This window comes from Streptomyces sp. NPDC014623 (assembly GCF_043088245.1).
In the GTDB taxonomy this organism is placed as follows: domain Bacteria; phylum Actinomycetota; class Actinomycetes; order Streptomycetales; family Streptomycetaceae; genus Streptomyces.
In genome coordinates this window covers 228289-239714 of sequence record NZ_JBIBZU010000012.1, presented here as the reverse complement: position 1 = coordinate 239714, position 11426 = coordinate 228289, and the positions used below count along the sequence as shown (strand labels likewise).

Below are 11426 nucleotides of genomic sequence, written 5' to 3'. Positions count from 1 at the left end.
CGACGTGCTGTGGGCGATGCTGCGTGACAAGAGGCTGTTCACCCCCGTCCCACCGGTCACGCAGGCGGCTTGACACGATCATTGAGATTCTCCTGTCGACAAGGAGGAACAGCGGCGACGAGCCGTACGGCCCACTCTCGTCCGGGCCGGGGGCGAAGGCCGGTGGTGTTACGCCATCCGTGGACCGGGCCTTGCGGGAACTGCGACGTACGCCATTGTGCAACTAGTTGCATAACACTGTTCGGGTGGTCTACAACTGGCTCGACGACACTGCGAGGAGACCCGGATGAGCCCGTACCCCACCCTGCTGAGCCCGCTCGACCTCGGATTCACCACGCTCCCGAACCGGGTGCTCATGGGGTCGATGCACATCGGCCTCGAGGAGGCCGAGCGCGGCTTCGAGCGGATGGCCGCGTTCTACGCGGCCCGCGCACGCGGCGGGGTGGGCCTGATGGTCACCGGGGGGATCGCACCCAGCGAGCGCGCGTGTTCCTTCCCCGGCGGCGCCAAGATGACGACCGAGGCGGAGGCGGAACAGCACACCCAGGTCACGGCCGCCGTGCACGCGGCGGGCGGCAGGATCGCGATGCAGATCCTGCACTTCGGGCGCTACGCCCATCACCCGGACCTGGTGGCGCCGAGCGCGCTCAAGGCCCCGATCAGCGGGTTCACTCCGCACGCGCTGGACGACGACGAGGTCGAGGAGACCATCGAGGACTTCGTCCGGGCCGCGGAACTCGCGCGGCGCGCGGGCTACGACGGTGTCGAGATCATGGGCTCGGAGGGCTATCTGATCAACGAGTTCATCGTCGCGGCGACGAACCACCGCGAGGACCGCTGGGGCGGCTCGTACGAGAACCGCATCCGCTTCCCCGTCGAGATCGTGCGCCGCGTCCGTGAACGGGTCGGCCCCGACTTCATCCTGATCTACCGGCTGTCCATGCTGGACCTGGTGCCCGGCGGTTCCACGCTGGAGGAGGTCGTCCACCTCGCCCGCGAGATCGAGGCGGCCGGTGCGACCATCATCAACACCGGTATCGGCTGGCACGAGGCCCGCATCCCGACCATCGCGACGTCCGTGCCGCGCGGCGCCTTCACCTGGGTGACGGAGAAGGTGCGGGGCGCGGTCTCCGTACCGCTGGTGACCAGCAACCGCATCAACACCCCCGAGCTGGCCGAGGAGATACTCGCCTCGGGCCGCGCGGACATGGTGTCGATGGCCAGGCCCTTCCTCGCCGACCCCGACTTCGTCGCCAAGGCGGCGGAGGGCCGCGCCGACGCGATCAACACCTGTATCGGCTGCAACCAGGCCTGTCTGGACCACGTCTTCAGTCTGCAGATCACCTCCTGCCTGGTGAATCCGCGTGCCTGTCACGAGACGGAACTGGTGCTCTCGCCGACCCGGGTCCGCAAGCGCGTCGCGGTGGTCGGCGCCGGGCCCGCGGGACTGGCGTGCGCGGTCACGGCCGCCGAGCGCGGGCACACGGTGACGCTGTTCGAGGCGGCCGACGAGATAGGCGGTCAGCTGAACGTGGCACGCCGGGTCCCGGGCAAGGAGGAGTTCGGCGAGACGCTGCGCTACTTCCGTACCCGGCTCGCCGAGGAGGGGGTCGAGCTCCGGCTCGGTACCCGGGCCACGTCCGTCGGACTCGACGGCTTCGACGAGGTCGTCCTGGCCACCGGCGTGGAGCCCCGCTCCCCCGCCATCCCCGGCGCCGGGCATCCCAGCGTGGTCAACTACCTGGACGTCCTGCGCGACGGCGCGGAGGTCGGTGACCGGGTGGCCGTCGTCGGGGCGGGCGGGATCGGCTTCGACGTCGCGGAGTTCCTGACCGACGGGGGCGACGCGGCGGGTCTCGACCCGGAGGTCTTCTTCCGGCAGTGGGGTGTGGACACCGGGTACGCGGGCCGGGGCGGGCTGCGTACGCCGGAACGCCCGAAGCCACCGCGCACGGTGCATCTGATCCAGCGCAAGGCGAGCAAGGTCGGGGCCGGGCTCGGGAAGACGACGGGGTGGATCCACCGCACGGAGCTGCGGCACCGCGGCGTGACGATGATCGCGGGCGCGTCGTACGACCTGATCGACGACGAGGGCCTGCACCTCACCGTGGACGGCGAACAGCACGTGCTCCCGGTCGACACCGTGGTGCTGTGCGCGGGCCAGGAACCGCGCCGTGAGCTGTACGAGGAGCTGCGCGCCGCGGGCCGCCCGGTGCATCTGATCGGCGGCGCCGACGTGGCCGCCGAACTGGACGCCAAGCGTGCCGTCCGCCAGGGCACGGAGCTCGCCGCGGAGCTGTGATCAGTCTGCCGTGCCGTGTCCGAGGGCGCATGACCTGTCACTTCCGCGCTCTCACAGCCCCGGCCCCGGCCGGCCGGGGCCGCCTGCTGTTCCGACGGGCTCCGGGCGCAGCGTGAGCGGCTCCTCGGCACGGGCGGCGGCGCGGGGCCGGCCGGTGACGACGACTCCGGACCGCGGCCGCGTGACGGCCGGGGCCAGGGCGGCCTCGGCCGGGACGGGAACGGTCTCGGCGGTGGTCCCTGCCTGCGCGCGGCTGAGCAGCATGACGCCCCGCACAGCGGCAGCGGCGCCGATGAACGCGGGGACCAGGCCGATCGCCCCTCCCTGGAGGCGTTCACCGAGCAGGACCAGTCCGATCGCGGCGGCGGCGACGGGGTTGGCGAGGGTGACCACGGCGAGCGACGCGCCGAAGCCTCCCCGGTAGGCGGTCTGGGAGAGCAGCAGACCGCCCAGGGCCAAGAAGGAGACGAGCACCGCCACGGTCACCAGCCGCCCGCTCAGCAGCGGGCCCGAGTGGTCGGTCGCGGCGACCGTGAGGGTCTGGGTCAGGGCGGAGGCCACCCCGGACGTGATGCCCGAGGCCGCAGCGTGCCGGAGCCCGGGCCGGGCGCCCGGGCGGCTGAGCGCGGCGACGAGCGCCATGGTGACGGCGCCGACGCCCAGGGCCTCGGGAAGGGTCAGCGTGTCGTGCGGCGCGGCGCCGCCCGAGGCCAGGAGCAGCGCGGCGAGGCCGATGAGGGTGAGGAACGTGCCCCGCCATTCCGCACGGCTGACCCGGCGGCCCGTGGAACGGGCCCCGAGCGGAACGGCGGCGACGAGTGTGAGTGCGCCGAGCGGCTGGACCAGGGTGAGCGGTCCGTACTTCAGCGCGGCGACGTGCAGCAGTGCCCCGCCGGCATTCAGGCCGACCGCCGACCACCAGGCTCCGCGGCCCAGCAGGCGCAGCGCTCCGGCGGCGGGCTCGGTCCGGCCGGCGAGCCGGGCCTGCGCCACCGCGGCGGCGGCGTAGGCACCGGCGGAGACGAGGGAGAGCGCGACGGCTATGAGTGCGGCGTTCACCGCCGTGCCCCGGACCGTGCGTACGCGGGGGACGTACAGCTCTGGACGGGGGCGGCCGTCCGCCAGGGCAGGTGTGTGAGGACCGGTGTGCGCGGCGGCCTGAGCGCGGCGCAGGCCACGGCGAGCAGGGCGAGGGCCACGATCGCGTCGAGCCAGTAGTGGTTGGCGGTACCCACGACGACGAGCAGGGTGAGCAGCGGGTGCAGCAGCCACAGCAGGCGCCACCGGGAGCGCGTGGCGACGATGAGCCCGGCGGCGACCACCAGGGCCCAGCCGACGTGCAGCGAGGGCATGGCCGCGAACTGGTTGGCCATCGAGTCGGTCGCAGGGGTGCCTTCGTACACCGCGGGGCCGTAGACCTGCCCGGTGTCGACGAGGCCCGCCGCGTGCAGCATCCGCGGTGGGGCGAGCGGGACGATCAGGTGCAGGAGGAGCGCGGCGCCGGTGAGTACGGCCAGGATGCGGCGTGACCAGACGTAGTGGCGCGGGCGGCGCCGGTACAGCCAGACCAGGAACGCCAGCGTGGCCGGGAAGTGCACGGTCGCGTAGTAGGCGTTCGCCGCCTGGACGAGCGTGTGGCTGTGCAGCAGGACACCCTGCACGACCCCTTCGCCGGGGAGGCCCGCGGCCCGTTCGAAGCTCCAGACGTGTCCGGCGTTGCGGAAGGCCTCCTCTACATGGCCGTTCGCGGCCTGCCGGCCGAGCTTGTAGACGAGGAAGAGTCCGGCTACGAGAAGCAGCTCGCGGACGAGGGGCGGTCGGGCTGAGGTGTCCGGTTCCCGCTCCGCAGGCTCGCTGCGGGTGTGCATCACCCGTGCCCCTTTGCTGACGGTGCGCTGTTACATCGCCGACATGGCCAGTCCATGCCGTATCGATACGCCAGTGTACCGATACGGAAGCGTATCGATACACTGGCGTATCGGTACACTGCCGTATCGAGGGTTCCCAGCCGCAGAGCCGCAGAGAGGGAAACAGATGCCGCCGCCCGGTCCGGTACAGGAGTCAGCACCCGCGTCACGGCGGTCGAAGATCACACCGGAGCGCGCACAGGAGCTCTACACCGCCGTGCTGGACCTGCTCCGGGAGAGCGGTTACGACTCCCTGACCATGGAGGGCGTCGCGTCCCGCACCCGCTGCGGGAAATCCACGCTCTACCGGCAGTGGGGCTCCAAGCCGGAGCTGGTCGTCGCCGCACTGCACGGAACCCGCAGGACCCTGTTCTCCGACATCGACACCGGCAGCCTGAGCGACGACCTGCGCGAGGCGGCGCGGACGGTGGACGCGACGTCCGGCCAGGACACCGCGTTGATGCACGCGCTCAGCCACGCCGCACTCCAGAACCCCGACCTGCTCCGCGCACTGCGCTCCACCCTGATCGAACCGGCCATCGCCGCGATCGACGCGATGGTCGAGCGCGCCGTCCGCCGCGGCGAGATCGAGGCCGGCAACCCCGCCGCGGACTACGTGTCCGCCCAGGTGCTCGGCATCATGCGCGCCCGGCCGCTCCTGGAGGGGCGGCACCCGGACGACGCCTTCCTCACGCGCTTCATCGAGTGCGCCGTACTCCCGGCACTCGGACTCCCCGCGCCCCCGCCCGCCCCCGAGGGGAACGGGACCCGATGAACGTGGGCCGTCACCCGAGCGGATGACGGCGGCCCACCCGCGCGCCGGACCGTGGGGACGGGGACGGCGCACACCCGGCCGGCCGGCGGTTCCCCCGGGGACCGCCGGCCGGCCGCATCCTCGTACCCGGCCGGACTCTTTTCGTCCCCTTGACGATATCCCTCCATCCTCGTTATCGTCGCCATGACGAGAAAGAGGGGGTCCCTCATGGCCGACATCACCCGGCGCCTGGGCTGGCGCCACCTGCGCTCCGCTCCCACCGCCCACATCCGCCACCACAAGCGCGGCAGGCTCGCCCATGACGGCCCTGGACTGAGCTTCTGGTACCGCTCGCTCTCCGCCGCACTCTCCGAGGTCCCGGTCGACGACCGGGAGCTGGCGATGGCGTTCCATGCCCGCACCGCCGACTTCCAGGACGTCACCGTGCAGGCCACGGTCACCTACCGGATCAGCGACCCGGCCGAGGCCGCCGCCCGGCTCGACTTCTCGGTGGACCCCGACACCGGGGTCTGGCGCGGCGCACCCCTCGAACAGCTCGCCACCCTGCTGACCGAGACCGCGCAGCAGCACACCCTGGACGTCCTGGCCCGGACCCCTCTCGCCACCGCGCTCGTGGACGGGGTCGCCGCCGTACGGGAACGGGTGGCCACCGGGCTCGCGGCCGAGCCGCGGCTGCCCGCCACCGGCATCGACGTGGTCGCCGTACGCGTCGTCGCCATCCGCCCCGAGGCGGAGGTCGAGCGCGCTCTGCGCACCCCGGCCAGGGAACAGATCCAGCAGGAGGCGGACCGGTCGGTGTACGAGCGCCGGGCGGTCGCGGTCGAGCGCGAGCGCACCATCGCCGAGAACGAGCTCGCCAGCAAGATCGAGCTCGCGCGCCGGGAGGAGCAACTGGTCGACCAGCGCGGCACCAACGCCCGGCGCGAGGCCGAGGAGAAGTCGGCGGCGGACGAAGTGCGTACGGCTGCCGAGGCCGCCCGCACCGTGCGCCTGGCACGCGCGGAGGCGGAGGCCGCACGTGGCGTCGGGGCGGCCCGCGCCGAGGCGCAGTCGGCCTGGCTGCGGGCCCACGCCGACATCGACCCGGGCACACTGCACGCCCTGGCCGCGACGCGGCTGGCCGAGAATCTGCCCCGCATCGACAGCCTCACCCTCTCCCCCGACGTCCTGACGGGTCTGCTCGCCAGGCTCGGCAGGCCGGAGCCGGAGGCCCGGGCGTGAGCCTGGCTCCCCGGGCCGTACTGGTGCACCGCAGGACCGAGTACGAAGAGCTCCTGGCACGGCACGGCACACACGGTCAGGCCGCTTTCGTGCTCGCCGGACGCGGCCGGTCCATCGAGGAGGTGGCCGATCGCCACCGGCGCAACGAGCGGGCACTCACCGAGGTGGCCGCCGCCGTGCCGCTGCGGTGGCGCCGGAGCCGGGTGGAACGGGCGGACCTCGACCGCTTCCTGTTCGGACCCGAGGACGTGGTCGTCGTGGTCGGGCAGGACGGGCTGGTCGCCAATGCCGCGAAGTACCTGTCCGGCCAGCCGGTGGTGGGCATCGACACCGATCCGGGCCGCAACCCCGGGGTCCTGGTGCGCCACCGGGCCGGCGACACGGCGGCGCTGTGCCGGGCCGCCGTGTCACCCCGCGCACGGGTCGACGCCCTCACGATGACCGAGGCCGTCGCCGACGACACGCAGCGGCTGCTCGCCCTCAACGAGATCTACCTGGGACCGCCCGGCCACCAGACCGCCCGTTACCGCATCGGCCCCGACGGCGTCCCGTCCACCGTCGAGTCCCAGGCGTCCTCGGGCGTCCTGGTCGGCACCGGTACGGGCTCCACCGGCTGGCTGCGCTCGCTCTGGCTCGAGCGCGGCAGCCAACTGCGGCTGCCCGCCCCCTGTGACCCACGGCTGGTCTGGTTCGTGCGCGAAGCCTGGCCCTCCCCGGCCACCGGCACCTCGGCGGTCGCGGGCGAACTGGGGCCCGGGGAGGGTCTCAGGCTCACCGTCGAGTCGGACCGGATGGTGGTGTTCGGAGACGGAATGGAGGCCGACGCACTGGAGTTGACGTGGGGGCAGTCCATTCGGCTGGGCATCTCGGACACCACTCTCAATCTGGTGGCGTGACCACCGTGTGAGGATGTCGGAGTCCGTGGCACTCCGTATCCGACAGCCGGGAGCAGAGCAGCGCATGAGCACCGACTCCGTGAGCATCCCGCCCCGCAACGCCCGCCCGCCGCGCGCCCACGCCTCCTTCGGGGTCGGCGTCGTCGTGCAGGACGGGGAAGGCAGGATCCTGCTCGGCAGGCACCACGGCGGCACCTGGGAGCTGCCCGGCGGCAAGATCGACCCGACGCACGAGTCGGTCGCGGCAGCCGCCGCCCGCGAGTTGTACGAGGAGACGGGGCTGCGGGTGCCCGTGGACGCCGTGACCGTCTTCGCGATGGTCCACGACGTGGTCGGCGGCATCAACCGGATCAGCATGGCCGCACTGGTGAGGGTGGGGTCCGCAGTCCCCGAGATCGCCGAACCGCATCTCATCAGCGTGTGGCGATGGACCGCTCCCGAGGAACTGCCGAGCGCCCTGTTCGACCCGTCGGCCCAGATCCTGGCCGCCTGGCGTCCGGATCTCGGCGTCGAGCACCCGCCGGCCCATCATCTGCGGATCACCCCGCCCGGGGAGCCGGCCTAGCCCCATTAATCATTTGCCTAGGCCTCATAGGCAGAGTTAGCGTCGATGCCATGAGAGCCGTGAACGAGCAGGACATCCGCACGTCATTCGTCAACTGTTCGAAGGGAGAGGCGAAGCGCCTGCCACTTCCCCGCGACCTGGAGGAGCGCCCGTGGGACGACCTGGACTTCCTGGGCTGGCGGGACCTGTCGGCTCCGGACCGCAGCTACGTCGTCACCGAGCTGCGCGGCGAACTCGTCGGCATCACGCTCCGCTTCCCGTCCCAGCAGCGCGGCTTCCTGCACCGCAGCATGTGTTCGGTCTGCCTGACCACGCACCCGGGCAGCGGGGTGTCGCTGATGACCGCACGGAAACGGGGCCAGGCGGGCCGGGACGGTAATTCCGTGGGCATCTACCTGTGCACGGACCTCGACTGCTCGCTGTACGTGCGCGGCAAGAAGACCCCCGCCCCCGGCGGGCGCTTCGAGGAATCACTGACCACCGAACAGCAGATCGAGCGGACCAGGGGCAAGCTCACCGCGTTCCTGGATCTGCTCGCCTCCTGACCCGGCGCGGCGGCCGGCCGCACCACCCGGCGGCGGGAACGACTGCGCCCGCACGTCGGCGGGGAGCCGGAGCGCCGCACGGCGGTCACGCCGGTCGGCGGAGCCTGGGCACCACGACGGGCGAGGCGTCACCCGGGGCGCTGAGTATGTCCGCCTCCAGCCCGTAGAGCTCCTTCACCAGCGCCTCGTCCACCGTCTCCGCCGGCTCGCCCCGGGCCACGACCTCTCCGTCCTTCATGGCCACGAGGAGGTCGGCGTAACGGGCCGCGGCCGCCAGGTCGTGCTGCACCATGACGACGGTGCGTCCGGCGGCCGCGACCTCCCGCACCAGTTCCAGGACTTCCACCGCGTGACCGAGGTCGAGTGCGCTGGTCGGTTCGTCGAGCAGGATGACCGGCGTGTGCTGGGCGAGGACCATCGCGAGCCAGCATCGCTGGCGCTGGCCGCCGGAGAGCCTGTCCAGACGCTCGGCGGCCAGCTCCGTCGTCCCGGTGGCGTCGAGCGCTTCACGTACGGCGTTCTCGTCCTCCTTGGACCACTGGCGCAGCAGACCCTGCTGGGGGTGCCGGCCGTAGCGGACGAGCCCGGCCACCGTGACGGCTTCCGGTGCGCGTGGCGACTGGGGCAGCAGCGCGACGCGATGGGCGGCCCGGCGCCGGCTGAGTGCCCAGATGTCCTCGCCGCCGACCCGGACGGTTCCCGACTCGGGGCGGTGCAGGCGCGCGACGGACCGCAACAGGGTCGACTTCCCGCAGCCGTTGGGGCCGACGATCGCGACGACCTGCCCGGCGGGGACGGTGAGGTCGACATTCCGGACGACGGGGCGGCCGGGGTAGCCGGCGTGGAGCGCGCTGACTTCGAGACCGGGGGCGGTCCGTCGGGGTGCGTCGGTCATGGGATGGTCAGGCCTTTCCGGTGGCACGGTCCGGGCGGAACAGGACCCAGAGCAGGAAGGGGCCGCCGAGGACGCTGGTGACGACGCCGACGGGCAGTTCGACAGGTGCGGCGACACGCCCCAGGGCGTCTGCCGCGGCGATCAGGGCCGCCCCGGTCAGCGCGGAGCCGGTGACCGGGACCCGGGTGGGGCCGGCCAGCCGCTGAGCCAGGATCGGTGCGGCGAGGGCGACGAAGGCGATGGGGCCGCCGACGCCGACGGCCGTGCCCGCGAGGGCTACGGCGAGGGCAAGCGCCCCGGCGCGCAGCCTGCGCAGATCGACGCCGAGCGAAGCCGCCACGTCGTCGTCGAAGCGCAGGAGCTGCAGCCGGTGGCCGACGGCCAGCGCGAGCGGGACGAGGACCAGCAGGACGAGGGCCAGCGGCGTACCGACGCTCCAGTCCCGTCCGTTGAGGCTGCCCACGGCCCAGAGGAAGACGCCGCCCGCCGTGTTGTCGTTCTCGCGGGACATGATCAGGTCGCCCACCGCGCCGATGAACGTGGAGACGCCGATGCCCGTCACGAGGACGCGGTAGCCGGCTCCTCCCGCTCCGCCGGCGCAGAGGACGACGATCGCGGCGGCCACGACGGCGCCGATCGGACCGAGCCACCAGTCGCCGACCATGCCGGTGGTGGAACCCGCCGCGGCGGCGACGACGGCCACCGTGGCACCGTCGTTGACGCCGACCAGGTCGGGCGTGGCAAGGCGGTTGCCGGCGAGGGTCTGGGTGAGGCAGCCGGCGATGCCGAGCGCGGCGCCGACCATGAGGCCGGCGAAGATGCGGGGCAGCCGGAAGTCCCGCACGATCATGACGGTGCCGGGGTCACCCGTACCGAGGAGTCCGGAGACGGTTTCCGGCAAGCTCATTCCGGTCGAACTCGCCATCACGGCGAGGGCGATGAGAACGGCGACGGCAGCCAGGAGGAGCGCGGCGGCGAGCGCGCTGCGGCGCGGGAGGAGCCAGGAGAGCTTCCCGGTCCGCAGCACGGTGCTGTCAGGGGGCGTCACGTCGGTGGCGCCGGCGTGCGGGGCGGGCACCCCGGCACCACCCGTCGGTTTCAGGTCGCTCATGCCTCGGCTCCCGCGGTGGACAGGCGGGATGAGCGGGCGATCCAGACGAGCAGGGGGCCGCCCACGAAGGCGAGCAGCACGCTGACCGGTGTCTCCCAGGGCCGGATGACGACCCGGGCGAGGATGTCGGCCACGATCATGACGTCGGCCGCGATCAGCGCGGACAGGACGAGCTGAGCCGTCATGCGCGGACCCGTCAGGGCCCGCGCGGCGTAAGGGGCGAGCAGCCCCAGGAAGGCGATGGGCCCGGCCACGGCGACCGCGCAGCCGGCGAGGAGTGAGACCGCCCCGGCGACGACGAGCCGGACCCGGCCGGGGTGGTGGCCGAGCGAGCGGGCCCCGTCGTCCCCGAGGCCGAGTGCCGACAGCGGGCGGGCGCAGCCGAGCGCCGTGAGCAGGCCGAGAGCCACGAGCGGCAGCAGGGGGACCAGGTCGGAGCTCTCCACTCCGGCGAGCGAGCCGATCGTCCAGTACCGGTAGGTGTCGAAAGTCGACTGGGTGCCCAGCAGGACGTAGGAGGTGCAGCCGTGGAAGGTGGCGCCCAGCGCGGATCCGGCCAGCACGAGACGCAGCGGTGAGCCGGCGGTACGCCCTGATCCGGCGAAGAGCAGGACGACCGCGCTGGCGGCCATGCCGCCGGCGAGAGCCCACACCAGCATCGCGCCCGGGGAGTCGGCACCGAAGAAGGTGAGTCCGAGGACCACGGCGAAGGCGGCCCCGGAGTTGACGCCCAGCAGGCCCGTTTCGGCGAGCGGGTTGCGGGTGGCCGCCTGGAGGAGGCAGCCGGCCGCGCCGAGGCAGGTCCCCACGAGGAGCGCGGCGAGCGTACGCGGAAGGCGTACGTCCATGACGGCCAGCCGGATCTGGGCATCGGCGCGGGCGGCGGGGTCACCGAGGAGGAAGTCCCAGGCCCGCCCCGCGGAGCTTTCACCGGTGCCGATGACGAGGGAGAGCAGCACGAGGGCCGCCAGGAACAGCAGAAGTCCCGTGGTGATCCAGAGGGTTGAGCGCCCCTCAGCCGGAGGGCCTTCGGATGGGTGGGATCCGGCTGTTCTCGGCCGACCCCCTTGCACTATCGACATAAGGTTAGCCTAACCTAAAAGCACTCGTCCGGTTCCGGCGGGTCATGGGCCGACCTATGCCCTGAAGTGGCGCGATGTGCGCCACTTCTCTCCGATGCAGGATTCGGAGGGTGCCCTGCCGGAACAG

General features: G+C 72.7%; 11 protein-coding genes. 6 read left to right on the top strand and 5 right to left on the bottom strand.

Annotation, left to right across the window (positions count from 1 at the left end; genetic code table 11):
* The first annotated feature begins 286 nt into the window (after window positions 1–286).
* Window positions 287–2302 carry an FAD-dependent oxidoreductase gene (locus ACF1FZ_RS20915; protein ID WP_391774885.1) on the top strand — a complete coding sequence of 672 codons (2016 nt, stop codon included), beginning with the start codon at window positions 287–289 and terminating at the stop codon, window positions 2300–2302.
* A 51-nt stretch (window positions 2303–2353) separates the two neighbouring features.
* Here ACF1FZ_RS20915 and ACF1FZ_RS20910 read toward each other — a convergent pair whose 3' ends face one another.
* Window positions 2354–3361, bottom strand: a complete 1008-nt coding sequence (locus ACF1FZ_RS20910) for a DMT family transporter (RefSeq protein WP_391774884.1) — start codon at window positions 3359–3361, stop codon at window positions 2354–2356.
* Entirely contained in the window at window positions 3358–4170 is an 813-nt protein-coding gene (locus ACF1FZ_RS20905) for a phosphatase PAP2 family protein (RefSeq protein WP_391774883.1), read from the bottom strand. Before ACF1FZ_RS20905 ends, ACF1FZ_RS20910 begins: the two co-directional genes overlap by 4 nt.
* A 166-nt stretch (window positions 4171–4336) precedes the next feature.
* Here ACF1FZ_RS20905 and ACF1FZ_RS20900 point away from each other — a divergent pair, with 166 nt between their 5' ends.
* The 5 genes from ACF1FZ_RS20900 to ACF1FZ_RS20880 all read left to right on the top strand — a co-directional run bounded on the left by ACF1FZ_RS20900 (window position 4337) and on the right by ACF1FZ_RS20880 (window position 8211).
* Window positions 4337–4984 (top strand): TetR/AcrR family transcriptional regulator, encoded by a 648-nt coding sequence (locus ACF1FZ_RS20900; protein WP_391774882.1) that lies wholly within the window; start codon window positions 4337–4339, stop codon window positions 4982–4984.
* A 207-nt stretch (window positions 4985–5191) separates the two neighbouring features.
* Window positions 5192–6205 (top strand): SPFH domain-containing protein, encoded by a 1014-nt coding sequence (locus tag ACF1FZ_RS20895; RefSeq protein ID WP_391774881.1) that lies wholly within the window; start codon window positions 5192–5194, stop codon window positions 6203–6205.
* Entirely contained in the window at window positions 6202–7101 is a 900-nt protein-coding gene (locus ACF1FZ_RS20890) for a hypothetical protein (protein ID WP_391774880.1), read from the top strand. The genes ACF1FZ_RS20895 and ACF1FZ_RS20890 overlap by 4 nt, the downstream gene beginning before the upstream one ends.
* Before the next feature lie 64 nt (window positions 7102–7165).
* On the top strand, window positions 7166–7666 hold the full coding sequence (locus ACF1FZ_RS20885; RefSeq protein ID WP_391774879.1) for an NUDIX hydrolase: 501 nt from the start codon (window positions 7166–7168) through the stop codon (window positions 7664–7666).
* A gap of 50 nt (window positions 7667–7716) precedes the next feature.
* Window positions 7717–8211 (top strand): FBP domain-containing protein, encoded by a 495-nt coding sequence (locus ACF1FZ_RS20880; RefSeq protein WP_391774878.1) that lies wholly within the window; start codon window positions 7717–7719, stop codon window positions 8209–8211.
* Between the two features lie 85 nt (window positions 8212–8296).
* Here the strand turns inward: ACF1FZ_RS20880 and ACF1FZ_RS20875 are convergent, their stop codons facing one another.
* Genes ACF1FZ_RS20875 through ACF1FZ_RS20865 form a run of 3 tightly spaced genes read right to left on the bottom strand, consistent with a single transcriptional unit; the run spans window position 8297 to window position 11299 of the window.
* The gene (locus ACF1FZ_RS20875) at window positions 8297–9106 is read right to left on the bottom strand and encodes an ABC transporter ATP-binding protein (protein WP_391774877.1); all 810 of its coding nucleotides are present in this window, start codon (window positions 9104–9106) and stop codon (window positions 8297–8299) included.
* Window positions 9107–9113: 7 nt separating this feature from the next.
* On the bottom strand, window positions 9114–10217 hold the full coding sequence (locus tag ACF1FZ_RS20870) for a FecCD family ABC transporter permease (RefSeq protein WP_391774876.1): 1104 nt from the start codon (window positions 10215–10217) through the stop codon (window positions 9114–9116).
* Window positions 10214–11299: a FecCD family ABC transporter permease gene (locus ACF1FZ_RS20865; RefSeq protein WP_391774875.1), complete on the bottom strand. Its 1086-nt coding sequence runs from the start codon at window positions 11297–11299 to the stop codon at window positions 10214–10216. The genes ACF1FZ_RS20870 and ACF1FZ_RS20865 overlap by 4 nt, the downstream gene beginning before the upstream one ends.
* Window positions 11300–11426: the final 127 nt, after the last annotated feature.